Raw genomic sequence first — 17,381 nt, forward strand, 5'->3', positions numbered from 1 at the left:
CAAGCTGGTGCCATCGTGCAAACACTGCTGCGCCACCTGCAGTTTGAACCACTCGTCGTATCGTTTGCTCATAAAAACACCCCGAAGGTTGGATTGGGGGTCCAACTTTCGGGGTGCAGTTCACACCGCCGGGGCCTTTCTGTGGTGGCATCGCCCTCGGGGCGTTGGTTTAGGGTTTTATATAACAACAAAAATTGATTTACGTCAGGTGACGGCACCGCCCAATCCCGACAATGGGGCAGTGTGCGGCGGCGACGCGCCAGCCACTATCGTGTCCCAGAGAGACCCAACAATGAACAACACTTCCTCCGGCGCGGCCCCCCGGTTTCGGTGGCTGCGGTGCGTGACCGACAGCCTGCAGGTGAAGATCCTGCTGCTGGTCCTCATGCCGCTGATCCTCTCCTCCTCCTGCCTTCTGCTCCTCGAGGGGGTCGGCAGCAGTCAGGCCAACCGGGCCCAGGTCGAACAGCAGCGCCAGCTGCTGCTCGAGGCGCGCCAGCGCGGCGTGCGGGGCCACGTCGAGCTCGCCACGTCCATGGTGGAACGGATCGCTGCCACGGTGCCCGACACCGAAGAGGCGAAACGGCGCGCCCTGGCGATGCTGGAGAAGCTGCGCTTCGAGGGCGACAACTACATCTTCGCCTTCGCGTCGGACGGCCAGATGCTGGTGCAGCCGGCGGCGCCCGACACGGTGGGCACCAACATGCTCGGGGCCTCCGACGCCAACGGTATTCACATGATCCGCGACATGGCCCAGCTGGCCGAGCTGGGTGGCGGCTCCTATCGCTATGAGTGGCCGGATCCCGACACCGGCCAGCCCGAGCCCAAGCACTCCTACGTCACCGCCTTTGAGCCCTGGGGCTGGGTGATCGGGGCCGGGGTCTACGTCCACGACATCGATGCGGCCATGGCCGAGATCGAGGCGGCGGCCGAGGCGTCGCTCATCGCCTCCCTGGTCCGGCTCTGGAGCCTGGGCACCGTGGCCAACCTGATCATCGCGGCCTTCGCGATGTGGCTGGCGCGCCGCACGGTTCACCAGGTGCGCGACACGGCTTCCGCCATCAAGGAGATCGCCAGCGAGGTGGCGGCCGGCCGGGGTGACCTGACACGGCGCCTGACGGTTCGCAGTCGCGATGAGATCGGTCAGCTGGGCGAGCAGTTCAACGCCTTCCTCGAGCGCATGCAGTCGATGCTGCGCGACGTGCGCCACGGCGCCAACGCGGTCTCCTGGGCGGCCAATGATATCGCCCAGGGCAGCGAGGAGCTGGCGGCACGCACCGACCAGGCCGCGGCCAGCCTGCAGCAGACCTCCTCGGCCATGGAGGAGATTACGTCCACGGTGGAGAATAACGCCAGCCACACCGAGCAGGCCGACCAGCTGGTCACCGCCACCTCCGGCGTCGCCCAGCGGGGCCAGGCGGCCATGCAGGGCGTCGAGAAGACGATGGACGACATCCATTGCTCGTCGTCGCAGATCGGCGATATTGTGTCGATGATCGATTCCATCGCCTTCCAGACCAACATCCTGGCGCTCAACGCCTCGGTCGAGGCGGCGCGTGCCGGCGAGCACGGTCGCGGCTTCGCCGTGGTGGCCCAGGAGGTGCGCAAGCTTGCCCAGCGCTCGGCGGAGGCGGCCAGCGAGATCAAGGGCCTGATCGAGTCGTCGGTGGCGCTCTCCCAGGACGGTACCAAGATCGTGCAGCAGGCCGGTGAGACGATGCGCGAGATCTTCGACCGCGTGGGGCAGGTGACCGCCGTGATCTCCGAGATCAACGCCGGGTCGCGAGAGCAGAGCGCCGGCATCGCGGAGGTCAACACAGCCGTCAATCAGCTCGATACCATGACCCAGCAGAATGCCACCATGGTCGAGCAGAGCTCCGACACGGCCGCCCAGATGCGCCGTCAGGCCGAGCAGCTCAGCGGTTTGATCAGCGGCTTCGTGCTGGGCGATGAGCGCGAGGGCGGCGCCCTTCACGTCAGCCACCATGCCGGATCGGCGTCGTCGCCCGGTGAGGCGTCGTCGCGGCCGCGCTCGTCCAGGGCCGTGGAGCATGAACCCGAGTGGGAGGCCTTCTAGCGGCAGCTGGCCCGGTCGGCAGTGACGACCGGGCCAGAGCAGAGCGTGGCGAGAGAGCGCTGTGTCCGGCCCGGGGTGTCTGCCCCGGGCCGGATGCGTTTCAGCCGTGGTGCTTGACCTTCTCCGGCAGCAGTCCCTTGGGCGCGAAGCGCAGCACCAGGGTGATCAGCAGCCCGATCACGAATACCCGCGCCTGCAGCGCTCGGCTGTCCATGTTGGTGGGCGCCTCCCAGCCGAAGGCGCCCTCGCCGAAGGTGACGGCCAGCTCCATCAAGAACAGCGCCAGCGGCTCGGACATGATCCAGATGATGTAGACCGCCACGGCGCCGAAGATGGTGCCCAGGTTGTTGCCGGGACCGCCCAGGATGACCATCACCAGCACCAGGAAGGTGTGATTGAGCGGCAGGTAGCCCTGGGGGTCGAACATGCTGTTGAAGCTGCCCAGCGCGGCGCCGCCGATGCCCATCAGGATGCAGCCCAGCACGAAGATCTCCAGGCGACGCCGGTTGATGTCCTTGCCCATGGCGGCGGCCGAGAGCTCGTTGTCGCGGATGGCGCGGATCATCCGCCCCCAGGGGGCGTGGTAGGCGCGGCTCAGCAGGAAGAAGATCACCGCGATCATCACCGCGGTCACCGACAGGTACATCGCCCGGGCCAGGGTGAAGCCGACGGCCTCGGGCCCCGGCACCGGCCAGGGCAGCGGCGAGACGGTGGCGGTGCCGCGGGTCAGCCAGTCGGAGTTCTTGAGGAAGGCCTTGATGATCTCGGCGATGCCGAGCGTCGCGATCGCCAGGTAGTCGCTGCGCAGCCCCAGACAGACCCGGCCGATGAAGAAGCCCACGCCGCCGGCCAGTGCGCCGCCGACGATCCAGCCGACGCCGACCGGCAGCCCCAGGCCGCCGATGAAACCGGCCCGGGATTCGATCTCGTCGGTCACGCCGCGCAGCGCATTGATCACCACCAGGTAGAGCACCACCCCGAGCACCACGGCGATCACGGTGCGCAGCTTCTTGGGCACGCCGAGCCGGTCGAGCCGTGTGGCGCCAAGCACCACCAGGACGGCGGCGATCATGGAGACAAACACCAGGCCGAGTTCGCCGGGCAGCTCGCTGTCCCAGAAGGCCTCGTTGACCGGGATGCTGAAGAACATGGCGCTGAAGCCGCCCAGGGCCACGAAGCCCATCACCCCGGCATTGAACTGGCCCGCGTAGCCCCACTGGATGGTCAGGCCGAGGGCCAGGATGGCGTAGCAGGCGGCCTCCACCAGCATGCGGGTGCTGTAGGCACTGCCCATCGCGGCGTAGACGCCGAGCACGGCCGCCAGCAGGGCGACGAAGAGCAGCATTTCCCGCAGCGGCAGGCGGCTGGGGGCGGCGACGGTATCGGCGCGTTTGGTATCCATCAGATCACCTTGCCCTTGAAGATGCCGGTGGGGCGCCACACCAGGATGACGACCAGGATGAAGAAGGGCACCACGATCTTGTACTCGGTGCCGACGAAGGCGAGGTTGCCGGCCTGGGTCAGCCACTCCGGCAGGCTGTCGCGGAAGGGCCGGAGCAGCACGCTCCAGTTGAACACCGCCAGGGTCTCGGCGAAGCCCACCACGAAGCCACCGGCCACGGCCCCGAAGGGGTGGCCCACGCCGCCGACGATGGCGGCGGCGAAGATCGGCAGCAGCAGGAAGAAGCTGAGGTCGGGCTTGAAGGTCACGTCCAGCGACAGCAGGGTGCCGGCGATGGCGGCGAGCCCGCCGGCGATCACCCAGGTCACGGCGACGATGGTGTTGGTGTTGATACCCGAGGCCTGGGCCAGGTCGGGGTTGTCGGACATGGCGCGCATCGCCTTGCCGAGCCGCGAGCGGGTCAGGAAGAAGTGCAGCCCCACCACGGCGACGAGGGTGATCACGAAGAGCCAGAGCTGCGGCTCGGTGATCACCACCGGCGCCCGCACGCCTTCGAAGGGCAGGGCGAGGCGGAAGATCTCCTTGCGATCATCGACGTAGAGGCTCGCACCGCCGGTGCCCGAGAACAGCCGGATCAGGCCCTGGAGCATCAGGGTCACCCCCAGCGAGCCGATCACCAGCACGATGGGCTTGACCCCGTGGGCGCGCAGCGGCTTGTAGAAGGCGCGGTCGATGCCCACCGCGAGCAGCGCGGTGAGGGCCATGGCCACCGGCAGCAGCACCAGCGCGGCGGGCACGCCGAAGGCCGCCCCGGCGCCCGGGAAGGCGCTGGCCAGCAGCAGCACCATGAAGGCGCCGAAGGTCATCATGTCGCCATGGGCGAAGTGGGCGAAGCGCATGATGCTGAAGATCAGCGTCACGCCCACCGCGCCGATGGCGTAGATCGATCCGGTCACGCTGCCGGCGATCACCACGTTGTTGATGAAGAAGACGAGTTCGTTCACGGATGGATTCTCCAGGTCGGGCGCCGGGACTAGCCGCCGAGGAAGCTCTTGGCGACGTCCGGGTCGGCCAGCAGGGCGGCCCCGGTATCGGTGAAGCGATTCTGGCCGGCGGCCAGCACGAAGCCCTTGTCGGCGATGCCGAGCGCCTGCTTGGCGTTCTGCTCGACCATCAGGATGCCCACGCCGGCCGAGTTGACCAGCTTCACCTGCTCGAAGATCTCGTTCATGTAGAGCGGCGAGAGGCCGGCGGTGGGCTCGTCGAGCAGCAGCAGGCTGGGTTCGGCCATCAGCGCCCGGCCCATGGCCACCATCTGGCGCTGGCCGCCGGAGAGCTCGCCGGCCGGCTGGTGGCGCTTCTCACGGAGCGGTGGGAAGAAGTCGTAGACCTGGGCCAGCATGCGCTTGACGTTGCCCGGTTTGAGGAAGGCGCCCATCTCCAGGTTCTCCTTCACCGTGAGGCTCGGGAAGACGTTGTTCTCCTGGGGCACGAAGCCCATCCCCTTCTGCACCAGCTGGTTGGGGGGCAGGTTGTGGATCGGCTCGCCGCGCAGCAGGATCTCGCCCTGGCTGACGTGGAGCAGGCCGAAGACGGCCTTGAGCATGGTGGACTTGCCGGCCCCGTTGGGACCGACGATCACGCCGATCTGGTCGGACTCGATGGCCATGTCCACCCCGTTGAGGATGTTCATGCCGCCGTAGCCACCGTGCACGTTGCGTGCGTCGAGTAATGGCATGGTCAGTCGTTCTCTGCGTTCGTTATCGTTATTGGAGGCGTCCCGCCTCGGGACCCCTGGCCGTCCCGGTCAGCTGGCGGCGCCGAAGTAGGCCTCGATGACCTCGGGGTTGTTCTGGATCTCCTCGATGCTGCCCTCGACCATCACGCTGCCCTGGGCCAGCACGATCACCGGGTCGCAGAGCCGGGCGATCATGTCCATGTCGTGCTCGATGACCAGGAAGGTGTAGCCCATCTCGCGATTGAGCCGCTCGATGTTGGTGACCAGGTCGCCGAGCAGGGTGCGGTTGACCCCGGCGGCGATCTCGTCGAGCAGCACCACCCGGGCGTCGGTCATCATGGTGCGGCCGAGCTCGAGGAGCTTCTTCTGGCCGCCGGAGAGGTTGCCAGCGAGCTCGTTGCGCACGTGGTGCAGGCCGATGAAATCGATCACCTCCAGCGCCCTACGGCGCACCTCGGTCTCCTCGCGGTGCACCAGGCCCGGCGTGAACCAGGCGGCGAACAGGCTCTCGCCGGACTGCGCCGGCGGCACCATCATCAGGTTCTCCAGCGCCGTCAGTTGGGAGAACTCGTGGGCGATCTGGAAGGTGCGCAGCAGGCCGCGGTGGAACAGCGCGTTGGCCGGCTGGTTGGTGATGTCGTCGCCGTCGAGCAGGACCCGGCCGCTGTCCAGCGGCAGGGCGCCGGCGATGATGTTGAACAGCGTCGACTTGCCGGCCCCGTTGGGGCCGATCAGGCCGGTGATCGAGCCCTTCTCCACCTGGATCGAGCAGTCATTGATGACCTTGAGGCCCCCGAAGGCCTTGTTGACGTGCTGTACCTCGATGATGGCAGCCATGGCGGATTCCGTTGGTTGTTGTTGTGGCTGTGCTGCGCTGACGTGGCGGTCCTGACGTTCCCTTCGGCGGCGCCGGCGCCTACTGCTGCTGGCTGTCGTCGGCGAGGAAGGTGCGCCCCGCGGCGAAGGCGCCGACGATCACCACGGCGCCGATGGCCGGGATCAGGTAGCCCTCCACCTGGGGAATGCTGCGCAGGAAGACGAAGGCCACCGCCGCCGGCGCCACGAAGCGCACCAGGAAGCGCCAGATGCGGAACCAGCGCTCGTTGGTGTGCATCTCCTTCATCACCTCGGAGTGGGTCAGCGCCCAGCCGGCGAACAACGCGATCATCAGGCCGCCCAGCGGCATGAAGATGTTGGTCAGCATCTCGATGAAGCCGAAAGCGCTGCGTCCGAACAGGGTATGGAAGAGGGTGCCCTCGGCCCACAGGTTGAAGCTGACCACGGTGAGCAGCCCCAGCGCCCAGCTGGCGATGACCATCAGCGTCACCGCCTGAGGGCGGGTCAGGTCGAAGCGCTCGACCAGGAAGGCCGCCACCGGCTCGATCAGCGAGATCGACGAGCTGATTGCCGCGCCCAGCACCAGGATGAAGAAGACCCCGCCGACCAGGGCGCCGCCCGGCATCTCGGCGAAGGCCAGCGGCAGGGTGACGAACATCAGGCCGGGGCCCTCGCCGGGGTTCAGGCCGGAGCCGAAGACCAGCGAGAAGATCGCCAGGCCGGCCACCATGGCCACCGCGGTATCCACGATGGCGATGGCGAAGGCGGTGCGGGTCAGCGACGACTCGCCCGGCATGTAGGCGCCGTAGGCCATGATCGCGCCCATGCCGAGGCTCAGGGTGAAGAACGACTGCCCCATCGCCTCGAGCCAGCCCTCGAGGCTCAAGTCGGCCAGGTTGAAGGTGAACAGGAAGTTCGCCGCGGCGCCGATGTCGCCGACCACGGCACCATAGCCCAGCACCACCAGCAGGATCACGAACAGCGACGGCATCAGCAGGCGCAGGCCCGCCTCGATGCCCTTGTGGATGCCGAGGCCCACGATCAGCGCCGAGGCGGCGATGAACAGGGTGTGATAGAGCGTCAGCAGCATCGGCGAGGCGAGCAGCGCATCGAAGCTCTGGCCGGCGCCGGCGGCGTCGATCTCGGCCATCCCGCCGGTCAGCATCAGCCCGGTGTAGTGGATCGCCCAGCCGGCGATCACCGAGTAGAAACTCAGGATCAGGAAGGCGGAGACGGCCCCCAGCCAGCCGATGGACTCCCAGGCGCGGGAGGTCTGATGGGTGCGGGTGAGAAAGCGCATGCCCATGATCGGGCTGCGCCGGCTGTTGCGGCCGAGCATGATCTCGGCGATCAGGATGGGGATGCCCACGGCGAAGATGGTCAGGGCGTAGACCAGGATGAAGGCGCCGCCGCCGTTCTCGCCGGTCAGGTAGGGAAAGCGCCAGAGGTTGCCGAGTCCGACGGCCGAGCCGACTGCGGCCAGCAGGAAGGTGCCCTTGTGGGTCCAGACGTTGTGCGTGCTCATGGAAATCCAGGATTGCCTAAGTGGGCCTTGTGAGCCTGTGCCGCCAACTTTGCGGCACGAGGGCCTTGCTGGCTAGTGGGCCAGCGTTTAGCAGGCGTTGGCGGCACCCGGTGGTCACCGCCGCCGGGATCAGTCTTCGGGCTCTTCTGGCTCTTCTGGCTCTTCCGACTCCTCTGGGTGACGAGGTTCGAGGGCCCGGTAAGCGTCGGGCAGGCGCACCGTGTCGCCCAGCGAGAGATCCCCGGCGGCCTGCTGGCGCCGCCCGTTGTCGTCGGCGATCAGCGCCACCACCTCGCCGATGCTGGTCTCCTCGACCCGGGCCGCGACCTTCACCCTGACAGTGAACCCCCGGTAGCTGGCCGAGAGAATGCTGCCGCGCTCGGGCGGGCGGTAGTCGTCGGGATGGTCGGCATAGTAACGCAGGACGCTCCGCTCGCCGGGATCGTCCCATTCCACGTGCTTGTGCATGACGGTACTCCTTGGGTGGGTGATTCAGCCTCCAGCATAGCCGTCGCCGGGGCACAGGGCCGTGAGCGGCGGCCACAAACGACAGAGCCCGCCGAATAGGCGGGCTCTGGGCGGAGGCGGGCCGACTTACTTCTTGCTGGCGCGCTTGCGCTCGTTCTCGGTCAGGTGCTTCTTGCGCAGGCGGATGTGGCTGGGGGTGACTTCCACCAGCTCATCGGAATCGAGGAATTCGATGGCCTGCTCGAGGGTGAAGTTGATCGGCGGGGTCAGCACGATGTTCTCGTCGTTGCCCGTGGAGCGCATGTTGTCGAGCTTCTTGCCCTTGGTGGGGTTGACCACCATGTCGTTGGCGCGGTTGTTGATACCGATCAGCATGCCCTCGTAGACCTCGGTGGCATGGTCGATGATCAGCTTGCCGCGGTCCTGCAGGGCGTAGAGCGCGTAGGCCAGCGCCTTGCCGGGGACCATGGAGACCAGCACGCCGTTGCGCCGCTCGATGGAGGCGTCGGGCTTGAGCGGGCCGTAGTGATCGAAGCGGCTGGTGAGGATGCCGGTGCCGGAGGTCAGGGTCAGGAACTGGCCACGGAAGCCGATCAGCCCGCGGGCGGGGATGATGAAGTCCAGGCGCACGCGGCCCTTGCCATCCGGGTTCATGTTGACCAGCTCACCCTTGCGGTAGCCGAGCTCTTCCATGACGGAGCCCTGGTGCTGCTCCTCACAGTCGATGATCACTTCCTCGTAGGGCTCCTGCTTCTCCCCGTCGATCTCGCGGATGATCACCTCGGGACGGCCCACGGCCAGCTCGAAGCCCTCGCGGCGCATGCTCTCGATCAGCACCGAGAGGTGCAGCTCGCCGCGACCGGAGACGATGAACTTCTCCGGGCTGTCGCCCTGCTCGACGCGCAGCGCCACGTTATGGATCAGCTCCTGGTCGAGGCGATCCTTGATGTTGCGGCTGGTGACGAACTTGCCTTCCTTGCCGGCGAAGGGCGAGTCGTTGACCTGGAAGGTCATCGAGACGGTCGGCTCATCGACGGTCAGCGCCGGCAGCGCCTCGACGGCGGCCGGGTCGCACAGGGTGTCGGAGATCGCCAGGTTGTCGATACCGGTGATGCAGATGATGTCGCCGGCGGTGGCCTCGTCGGTCTGCACCCGCTCCAGGCCCAGGTGCGTCATGACCTGGCCGATCTTGCCCTTGCGCTCCTTGCCTTCCTTGCTGATCACGGTGATCTGCTGGTTCGGCTTGACCGAGCCGCGCCTGATGCGGCCCAGGCCGATGACGCCGACGTAGCTGGAGTAGTCCAGCGCCGAGATCTGCATCTGGAAGGGACCGTCGAGCTCGACCTTTGGCGGCTCGACGATGTCGACGATGGACTGGAACATCGGCGTCATGTCGTCGGCCAGCTGCTCCGGCTCCGGCCCGGCGATGCCGTTCAGGGCCGAGCAGTAGATGATCGGGAAGTCGAGCTGGTCATCAGAGGCGCCGAGGTTGTCGAACAGGTCGAAAATCTGGTCGATGACGTAGTCGGGGCGCGCGCCGGGACGATCGATCTTGTTGACCACGACGATCGGCTTGAGGCCCTGATCGAAGGCCTTCTGGGTCACGAAGCGGGTCTGCGGCATGGGGCCGTCGACCGCGTCGACCAGCAGCAGCACGGAGTCGACCATCGACATCACACGCTCGACTTCGCCGCCGAAGTCGGCGTGTCCGGGGGTGTCGACGATGTTAATGTGGTAGTCCTGGCCGTCGGGGGCCTGCCAGCGGATCGCCGTGTTCTTGGCCAGGATCGTGATGCCACGCTCCTTCTCCTGGTCATTGGAGTCCATGATGCGCTCCTGCCCCTCGGCCTTGCGGTCGAGAGTGCCGGACTGGCTGAGCAGTTTGTCGACCAGGGTGGTCTTGCCGTGGTCGACGTGAGCGATGATGGCGATGTTGCGAAGATTCTCGATCACGACGGGATCCTGCTGACAAAATTGGGGACGTATTATAGGGGCAGGGGGATCACGGCTACCAGCTTTGTCGCCGTGAATCTTCCGTCACGACCAGATATCAGTGGCTTGGGAGCTGCCGAAGGGGGCGTGAGCGAGCCATTCAGGCCTCGACGGCGGTGACGCGCGCCTGGCAGGCATGCAGGCGGGTGATCAGGTCGGACAGGGCCCCGTAGTCCAGCGACGGGTCGCAGCCGCCGATGCGCTCGAACCAGGCGCGCGAGACGCAGAGGGTGTCGGTGAGGGTCTGGTGGCGCAGGCGCTGCCAGAGCAGCGTCAGTCGGCTGGGGTGCGCGGTGGTCAGCACCACGGCGTCCCGGCGGTGGTGCTCGATGTCGGCCAGGGTATCTACCAGCCAGCCCGGAGAGATGGGTCGTCCCGAGGCCGGGAACAGCAGCACCTGCCCCTGGCTGTGGGCCACCGCCGTGTTGAGCCGGTCGCCAAGCGGGGTGCCCTCGGTGGCGACACGGCGGACATCGTGGCGACTGGCCAGGCGCAACAGGCGTGAATCGCCGGTATCGTCGGACAACAGCACCTCGAGCCGCAGGTCGCGGCGCTGTCTCAGGGGCCTCAGCGCCGCCAGGCGGCGCGGCAGGCCGGCACCCGAGGCGCGGGCATCGAGGAGGATGCTGCAGACGATCATGCTCGGGTCGGCTCCCATGGTAGGGCGCGGGTCACACGGAGATGGCCCACACTCCAGAACCCGCGCCACCTCTCCGGAGCCAGCGCCATCCCGGTCGGCGCCGCCATGTAAACGAGTGTAGTTTTTGGTGTTAACACGTATCAACGGATGCCGGACTGATATTTCTGTGTTGCGGATATGACCTTCCGACTGTTCCAGGCATGAGGGAGATCATCGCTTTTCGGCAGGCCATCACATTTCGGCCGGCGGCGTGCGATCCAATCTGGTGCGGCAGGCGTTCTTTATGCACTTTTATGGTGCGAAGATGCGGCCGAGCCGACACCCTGTCGAGAGGAATGGCGATCCTGGTGCATGGGTTGGAGAAGGTGGTTCGAATAAAGCCTTTCTTCATCAATGGCTTGTCATTGTCATGCCGCTCGGTGGTGCAAGATTGGCACGTTGCCTGCATTCCCCTTGGCAAGGCCATGTTGCGGCAGGGTGGCCGTGGGCACCGGCCCGACGGCATGCTACAACGTCGTGGGCACCAGCCCCGCCATCGCCCTGCAACCGTTCAAGCTTTTCAGCCCAGCTCACTGTGGAGGACCTTATGTCCGAGAAGACGCTCGCCCTGATTGAAGAACACGACGTGAAGTGGATCGACCTGCGCTTTACTGACACGCGCGGCAAGGAACAGCACGTGACCATCCCGGCCCGTGACGTCGATGAGGAGTTCTTCGAGAACGGTCAGATGTTCGATGGCTCCTCCATCTCCGGCTGGAAGGGCATCAACGAGTCCGACATGATCCTGCGTCCGGAGGACGGCTCCGGCTTCCTCGACCCCTTCACCGAAGACGCCACCCTGGTGCTGCGCTGCGACATCATCGAGCCGGCCACCATGCAGGGCTACGAGCGCGACCCGCGCTCTATCGCCAAGCGCGCCGAGGCCTTCCTGCAGTCCTCTGGCCTGGGCGACACCGCCTTCTTCGGCCCGGAGCCCGAGTTCTTCATCTTCGACGAGGTGCACTGGAAGTCCGATATCGAGGGCTCCATGTACAAGATCTCCTCCGAAGAGGGCGCCTGGTCCACGGATCGTCCGGTAGAGGGCGGCAACCTGGCTCACCGCCCGCGCGTCAAGGGCGGCTACTTCCCGGTTCCGCCGGTGGACAGCTTCCACGACATCCGCGGCGCGATGTGTAACACCCTGGAGGCCATCGGCCAGTCGGTCGAGGTGCACCACCACGAGGTGGCCAACGCCGGCCAGAACGAGATCGGCGTGAAGTTCAACACCCTGGTCAAGAAGGCCGACGAGGTCCAGGAGATGAAGTACGTGATCCACAACGTGGCTCACGCTTATGGCAAGACCGCGACCTTCATGCCCAAGCCGCTGGTCGGCGACAACGGCAGCGGCATGCACGTGCACCAGTCGTTCTGGAAGGACGGCACCAACCAGTTCGCCGGCGACGAGTACGCGGGTCTCTCCGAGATGGCGCTCTACTACATCGGCGGCATCATCAAGCACGCGCGCGCCCTGAACGCCTTCGCCAACGCCTCCACCAACTCCTACAAGCGTCTGGTGCCGGGCTTCGAGGCGCCGGTGATGCTGGCCTACAGCGCCCGCAACCGCTCCGCCTCCATCCGCATCCCCTACACCGCCAGCCCCAAGGGCAAGCGCGTCGAGACCCGTTTCCCGGACCCGACCGCCAACCCCTACCTGTGCTTCGCGGCGATGCTGATGGCCGGCATCGACGGCATCCGCAACAAGATCCACCCCGGCGATGCCATGGACAAGAACCTCTATGACCTGCCGCCGGAAGAAGGCAAGTCGATCCCGACCGTGGCCGAGAGCCTGGACCAGGCCCTCGAGGCGCTGGACGCCGACCGCAGCTTCCTCACCGAGGGTGGCGTCTTCACCGACGACATGATCGATGCCTACATCGAGCTGCTCAGCGAGGACGTGGAGCGCATCCGCATGACCACGCATCCGATCGAGTTCGACATGTACTACAGCTGCTGATCCCGCGGCGCCTGGCGCCGCGTTCAGCATCGCAAGAGGCACGCCCCCGGGCGTGCCTCTTTTTGTGCGTGGCGGATGGCGAGGGCGATGTGACAGGGCCTCATGAAGGGGCCTGGCGGCGGCCGCTAGACCAGCAGCATATGGCCGATGAGGCCCAGCGCGAAGCCCAGCACCGCGCCCAGGGGCGGTCCCCAGTGGCGCTCGAGCCTGGCCTGGGGCGCGAGGTCCTGGAACACCGAATAGAGGATGCCGCCGGCGGCGAACAGCATGATCATCGCCACTGCCGTGGGGTACGGCGCCAGCCACAGGAAGCCGCCGAGCCCCGCCAGCGGTCCCAGCCAGGCCATGGCGAAGAAGAGCCCGATCAGCCGGCGGCTCGAGTAGGGGGTGGTGCTGCGCAGTTCGTGGTAGGCGTTGAAGCCCTCGGGCAGGTTCTGCAGCGCCATCAGGCCGGCGAGCAGCAGGCTGCCGCTGCTGCCATGGGCGAAGGCCGCCCCCAGGGCCAGGGCCTCGGGCACGAAGTCCGCGAGCATGGCCGCGAGCTGGCTGGCCGAGGTGCCGCTGCGGTTCAGGGCGATGTCCAGGGCCATGAACGCCAGCCCGCCGGCCACGAAGCAGCCCGTGGCGGTGGCGATGCCGAGGGCCGGCAGGCTGTCCGGCACCAGCACCAGCGCCACCGCGGAGAGCAGGGCGCCGCCGCCGAAGGCGATGATGCCGTGGCGCAGCTCGTTCTCGAGCCAGTCGATCGGAATGCACTCCACTCGCGCCAGCCAGGCGCCCATCGGCATCGCCATGCCGGCCATCAGCGTGAGGACGATCACCGTCTGCCAGGCGTCCATGCGTCGTCTCCTCTGTCCATCGGGACCGGTCGTCTTTCCGGCGTTGGCGTCGATCTCACTCCGGAGGCGTCATCCGCGTTCCTCGTGGGGTCGCTTCTGCGCTAGTCTTGCATCATAAAGGGAAACCCATTGGCAACGCAGGAATCGGCGCATGAACAAGGCACTGGCAGTGGTGGCGCTGGGGCTGTCGTTGAGCCTGGCGGCTCACGCCCAGACCATCTACCGCACCACCGACGCCCAGGGCAACGTGGTGTTCACCGACAATCCCGAGGGCGGCGGCCAGGAGGTGACGCTCGATCCGCTCACCGTGGTGCCCAGCCCCGGCGAGACGGCGAGCATGGCACCCGTGGTCCAGGGCGGACAGGGCGAGCCCGACACGGCAGCGCCGGGGCAGCCGTTCATGCCCTACGATCGCTTCGGCATCCTCTCGCCCGGCCAGGAGGAGACCCTGCCCACCGGGGCGGCCGGCAACGTCCAGGTGACCCTGGGCATCCAGCCGGAACTGCGCGAGGACCATCGGGTGCGCCTGCTGGTGGACGGGCGGGTCAGCCAGTCGGCCATGCACACCGATACCTTCCTGCTCAACAACCTGGAGCGCGGCGAGCACGTGCTGCAGGCCGAGCTGCTGGATGGCGGCGGGGCGGTGCGTCATCGCAGCTCGCCGGTGACCCTCTATGTGCAGCGGGCCAGCGTCAACCTGCCCAGCAACCCCAATAACCCGAGCGGTTAGCTCGCCCCTCGCCGGATACATCGGCCGCTGTGTCCGGACGGCACCTACCGGCCCTGTCGCGAGCCCCCGCCCCGCGACGACGGCCGCTTCGATGCCTTCGATCATGCCGACCGGGTGAAGGAGGGGCGCGCCTTCGAGCACCTCGACCGGCTGCGTGACGGGCGAAGGGGGGAGCCCTCCTCTCGCCCGCCCCATCATCCGCCGACTCATCATCCGCCGACCCATCCCCCCAAGCCCCATTACCCGCCGCCCCGGCATCCCTTGCCCCACTATCCGCCTCCCCCGCATCACCGGCGCGATCCCTCGACGCGCGAGCACTTCTCGATCGATCGGCGTGTGCACCGCCCGGCGCCTCGCGATGCCCCCTGACCGGTCGCGCTCCGGTGGTCCAGGTCGGGGGCGGTACCGGGCGGCGCCCCTTGGTTGCAAGTAATGGGCTGCACGCAAACGGGCGTTCGACGGTCGTATGCACTAAAGTGGTGCGCCAAGGTGGGACGGTCCTGCCCCTGAAAGGCGCCGCCAGCCGCCTCATGAGGTGGCGCGCTTCTTGCAGGTCCTCTCCCATGCAGGCTCACGGCGCTTCTCCGGGAGGCGCTCACCGGATCGGGCAGGACGGCTTCATGTATCGACGCTTGATGGAACATCTCACCACCGCGGTGCTGCTGCTCGATGGCGAGCTGCGCCTGCGCTGGATGAACCCGGCCGCGGAGGCGCTGCTGGCGATCAGCCTCAGCCGCCTCAAGGGCCAGCCCCTGCCCGCCCTGGTAGACGGGGAGGAGGATATCGGCGGACTGCTGGCCAAGGCCCGTGATGAATTCCACCCCTTCACCCAGCGCGAGGCGCGCCTGACGCTGACCACCGGCGAGGTCCTGACCGTCGACTACACGGTGTCGCCGCTCGGCGCCGACGAGCTGCTGCTCGAGGTGGAGCCCCGCGACCGGCTGCTGCGGATCTCCCGGGAGGAGGCGCTGCAGACCCGCCAGGAGACCATCAAGGTGCTGGCCCGCGGGTTGGCCCACGAGGTCAAGAACCCCCTGGGCGGCATCCGTGGGGCGGCCCAGCTGCTGGAGCGGGATCTCGACGATCCCGGCCTGCAGGAATTCACCCGCATCATCATCGAGGAGGTTGATCGCCTGCGCGATCTCGTCGATTCGATGCTGGGACCCAACCGCATGATCCGCCACGAGCCGCTGAATATTCACAAGGTGCTTGAGCGGGTCCGCGCGCTGCTGATCGTCGAGCACCCGGCCGTGTGGATCGAGCGCGACTACGACCCCAGCCTGCCGGAGCTCTCCGGCGACGAGGCGCAGATGATCCAGGCCCTGCTCAACGTGGCGCGCAACGCCGTGGAGGCGATGACCGAGGCCGGCACCGTCTCGCCGCGGCTCACGCTGCGCACCCGCGCCCGGCGCCAGTTCACCCTGGGCGCCGAACGCCATCGGCTGGTCTGCGAGGTGGCGATCATCGACAACGGCCCGGGGATCCCCGAATCGCTGCGCGAGACGCTCTTCTACCCCATGGTCTCCGGTCGCGCCGAGGGCAGCGGCCTGGGACTCTCGATCGCCCAGTCGATCCTGCACCAGCACCAGGGGCTGATCGAGTGCGATTCGATCCCCGGCCACACCCAATTCCGACTGCTGATTCCGCTGGAGAAGCGCCATGACTGATGTCGCCCGCGTCGTGGTCGTCGACGACGACCGCGCCATTCGCTGGGTGCTGGAGCGTGCCCTGGCCCAGCCCGACCTCCAGGTCGAGGCGCACGAACGCGCCGATCACGCCCTCGAGCGCCTGCTCGAGGACCCGCCCGAGGTGCTGGTCACCGATATCCGCATGCCGGGGATCGACGGCCTGGACCTGATGGCCCGAGTGCGCGAGGCCCACCCGGAGCTGCCGGTGATCGTGATGACCGCCCACTCCGACCTGGACAGCGCCGTGGCCTCCTATCAGGGCGGCGCCTTCGAGTACCTGCCCAAGCCCTTCGATGTCGACGAGGCGCTGGCCCTGGTGCGCCGGGCGGTGGCCCATGCCCGCGAGCGTAAGCGCCCGGTCAGCGTGCCCGAGGGGCTGGATGCCGAGATCATCGGCGAGGCGCCGGCCATGCAGGAGGTGTTTCGCGCCATCGGCCGACTGTCGCACTCGCATATCACGGTGCTGATCAACGGCGAGTCAGGTACCGGCAAGGAGCGCGTCGCCCGGGCCCTGCACCAGCACAGCCCGCGCGCCGGCAAGCCCTTCATCGCGTTGAACATGGCGGCGATCCCCAAGGACCTGATCGAGTCGGAGCTGTTCGGCCACGAGAAGGGCGCCTTCACCGGCGCCACGGCCCAGCGCCAGGGGCGCTTCGAGCAGGCCAACGGCGGCACCCTGTTCCTCGACGAGATCGGTGACATGCCTGCCGAGACCCAGACCCGCCTGCTGCGGGTGCTGGCCGACGGCGAGTTCTATCGGGTGGGCGGCCACACCTCGGTGAAGGTGGATGTGCGCATCATCGCCGCCACCCACCAGAACCTCGAGACCCTGGTGGAGGACGGGCGCTTCCGTGAGGATCTGTTCCATCGCCTCAACGTGATACGCGTCCACCTGCCCACCCTGTCCCAGCGCCGCGAGGATATTCCGCGGCTGGCGCGCCACTTCCTCTCCGAGGCGGCCAAGGAGCTCGCCACCGACATCAAGGTGCTCACCCCCGAGGCCGAGGCTCACATCACCCGGCTTCCCTGGCCGGGCAACGTCCGCCAGCTCGAGAACACCTGCCGCTGGCTGACCGTGATGGCCTCCGGCCGCGAGGTGCTGGTCGAGGACCTGCCGCCGGAGCTGCGCGAGCCCGGCGCCACCGAGGGTAGCGTGGGCGACTGGCGCACCGCCTTCCGCGACTGGGCCGACCGGGCGCTGAGCGACGGCCACACCCACCTGCTCGAGGAGGCCGTGCCGGACTTCGAGCGTATCCTGATCGAGACCGCCCTAAAGCACACCGGCGGGCGCAAGGGCGAGGCCGCCGAGCTGCTGGGCTGGGGGCGCAACACCCTCACCCGGAAATTGAAGACCCTGTTGCCGGCGCTGGCGGAGGATTGACGGCGAAGGGCGAGCATCAAGTAAGCCTGCATAGGAAAGGGGCGCCGGCATGCCGGCGCCCCTTGTCGTCT

The 17,381-nt window shown here is 67.4% G+C and carries 15 protein-coding genes; 6 read left to right on the forward strand and 9 right to left on the reverse strand.

Translation table 11 applies throughout. From position 1 onward, the window contains the following. A partial coding sequence (locus tag ABE957_RS15870) for a hypothetical protein (protein ID WP_349759641.1) occupies positions 1–198 on the forward strand: 198 nt, incomplete at its 5' end. A gap of 145 nt (positions 199–343) precedes the next feature. After that, on the forward strand, positions 344–2,077 hold the full coding sequence (locus ABE957_RS15875; protein WP_349759642.1) for a methyl-accepting chemotaxis protein: 1,734 nt from the start codon (positions 344–346) through the stop codon (positions 2,075–2,077). A gap of 100 nt (positions 2,078–2,177) precedes the next feature. Here ABE957_RS15875 and ABE957_RS15880 read toward each other — a convergent pair whose 3' ends face one another. The 8 genes from ABE957_RS15880 to ABE957_RS15915 form a co-directional block, all read right to left on the reverse strand. Beyond that, positions 2,178–3,479 carry a branched-chain amino acid ABC transporter permease gene (locus ABE957_RS15880; RefSeq protein ID WP_349759643.1) on the reverse strand — a complete coding sequence of 434 codons (1,302 nt, stop codon included), beginning with the start codon at positions 3,477–3,479 and terminating at the stop codon, positions 2,178–2,180. Beyond that, the gene (locus tag ABE957_RS15885; protein ID WP_349759644.1) at positions 3,479–4,483 is read right to left on the reverse strand and encodes a branched-chain amino acid ABC transporter permease; all 1,005 of its coding nucleotides are present in this window, start codon (positions 4,481–4,483) and stop codon (positions 3,479–3,481) included. Before ABE957_RS15885 ends, ABE957_RS15880 begins: the two co-directional genes overlap by 1 nt. A gap of 29 nt (positions 4,484–4,512) precedes the next feature. Then, a complete protein-coding gene (locus tag ABE957_RS15890) occupies positions 4,513–5,217 on the reverse strand; it encodes an ABC transporter ATP-binding protein (RefSeq protein ID WP_349759645.1) in 705 nt (234 codons plus the stop codon). Between the two features lie 69 nt (positions 5,218–5,286). Continuing rightward, positions 5,287–6,054 (reverse strand): ABC transporter ATP-binding protein, encoded by a 768-nt coding sequence (locus tag ABE957_RS15895; RefSeq protein WP_349759646.1) that lies wholly within the window; start codon positions 6,052–6,054, stop codon positions 5,287–5,289. 79 nt (positions 6,055–6,133) lie between these two features. Further along, positions 6,134–7,579, reverse strand: a complete 1,446-nt coding sequence (locus ABE957_RS15900; RefSeq protein WP_349759647.1) for a sodium-dependent transporter — start codon at positions 7,577–7,579, stop codon at positions 6,134–6,136. Between the two features lie 129 nt (positions 7,580–7,708). Further along, a complete protein-coding gene (locus ABE957_RS15905; protein ID WP_349759648.1) occupies positions 7,709–8,047 on the reverse strand; it encodes a hypothetical protein in 339 nt (112 codons plus the stop codon). Between the two features lie 126 nt (positions 8,048–8,173). Further along, entirely contained in the window at positions 8,174–10,000 is a 1,827-nt protein-coding gene (gene typA, locus ABE957_RS15910) for a translational GTPase TypA (protein WP_349759649.1), read from the reverse strand. Between the two features lie 139 nt (positions 10,001–10,139). Beyond that, positions 10,140–10,679, reverse strand: a complete 540-nt coding sequence (locus ABE957_RS15915) for a glycosyltransferase family A protein (RefSeq protein WP_349759650.1) — start codon at positions 10,677–10,679, stop codon at positions 10,140–10,142. 586 nt (positions 10,680–11,265) lie between these two features. Here ABE957_RS15915 and glnA point away from each other — a divergent pair. Further along, on the forward strand, positions 11,266–12,672 hold the full coding sequence (gene glnA, locus ABE957_RS15920) for a glutamate--ammonia ligase (protein WP_349759651.1): 1,407 nt from the start codon (positions 11,266–11,268) through the stop codon (positions 12,670–12,672). A gap of 125 nt (positions 12,673–12,797) precedes the next feature. Here the strand turns inward: glnA and ABE957_RS15925 are convergent, their stop codons facing one another. Beyond that, on the reverse strand, positions 12,798–13,511 hold the full coding sequence (locus ABE957_RS15925) for a ZIP family metal transporter (protein ID WP_349759652.1): 714 nt from the start codon (positions 13,509–13,511) through the stop codon (positions 12,798–12,800). Positions 13,512–13,662: 151 nt separating this feature from the next. On the opposite strand from ABE957_RS15925, the gene ABE957_RS15930 reads away from it, so the two are divergent. From ABE957_RS15930 to glnG, 3 genes are all read left to right on the forward strand, one after another. Next, positions 13,663–14,241: a DUF4124 domain-containing protein gene (locus ABE957_RS15930; protein WP_349759653.1), complete on the forward strand. Its 579-nt coding sequence runs from the start codon at positions 13,663–13,665 to the stop codon at positions 14,239–14,241. Positions 14,242–14,861: 620 nt separating this feature from the next. Beyond that, a complete protein-coding gene (gene glnL, locus ABE957_RS15935; protein ID WP_349759654.1) occupies positions 14,862–15,908 on the forward strand; it encodes a nitrogen regulation protein NR(II) in 1,047 nt (348 codons plus the stop codon). Beyond that, positions 15,901–17,310 (forward strand): nitrogen regulation protein NR(I), encoded by a 1,410-nt coding sequence (gene glnG / locus ABE957_RS15940; RefSeq protein ID WP_349759655.1) that lies wholly within the window; start codon positions 15,901–15,903, stop codon positions 17,308–17,310. Before glnL ends, glnG begins: the two co-directional genes overlap by 8 nt. Positions 17,311–17,381: the final 71 nt, after the last annotated feature.

The sequence above is a fragment of the Halomonas pelophila genome (assembly GCF_040196315.1).
GTDB classification, from domain to species: domain Bacteria; phylum Pseudomonadota; class Gammaproteobacteria; order Pseudomonadales; family Halomonadaceae; genus Halomonas; species Halomonas pelophila.

Excerpts from the sequence above, each read along its gene's own strand:
- ABE957_RS15880 (WP_349759643.1), bottom strand. The coding sequence starts at position 3,479 with ATGGATACCAAACGCGCCGATACCGTCGCCGCCCCCAGCCGCCTGCCG.
- ABE957_RS15890 (WP_349759645.1), bottom strand. The coding sequence starts at position 5,217 with ATGCCATTACTCGACGCACGCAACGTGCACGGTGGCTACGGCGGCATG.
- ABE957_RS15895 (WP_349759646.1), bottom strand. The coding sequence starts at position 6,054 with ATGGCTGCCATCATCGAGGTACAGCACGTCAACAAGGCCTTCGGGGGC.
- ABE957_RS15900 (WP_349759647.1), bottom strand. The coding sequence starts at position 7,579 with ATGAGCACGCACAACGTCTGGACCCACAAGGGCACCTTCCTGCTGGCC.
- ABE957_RS15905 (WP_349759648.1), bottom strand. The coding sequence starts at position 8,047 with ATGCACAAGCACGTGGAATGGGACGATCCCGGCGAGCGGAGCGTCCTG.
- ABE957_RS15915 (WP_349759650.1), bottom strand. The coding sequence starts at position 10,679 with ATGATCGTCTGCAGCATCCTCCTCGATGCCCGCGCCTCGGGTGCCGGC.
- glnA (WP_349759651.1), top strand. The coding sequence starts at position 11,266 with ATGTCCGAGAAGACGCTCGCCCTGATTGAAGAACACGACGTGAAGTGG.
- ABE957_RS15925 (WP_349759652.1), bottom strand. The coding sequence starts at position 13,511 with ATGGACGCCTGGCAGACGGTGATCGTCCTCACGCTGATGGCCGGCATG.
- ABE957_RS15930 (WP_349759653.1), top strand. The coding sequence starts at position 13,663 with ATGAACAAGGCACTGGCAGTGGTGGCGCTGGGGCTGTCGTTGAGCCTG.
- glnL (WP_349759654.1), top strand. The coding sequence starts at position 14,862 with ATGTATCGACGCTTGATGGAACATCTCACCACCGCGGTGCTGCTGCTC.
- glnG (WP_349759655.1), top strand. The coding sequence starts at position 15,901 with ATGACTGATGTCGCCCGCGTCGTGGTCGTCGACGACGACCGCGCCATT.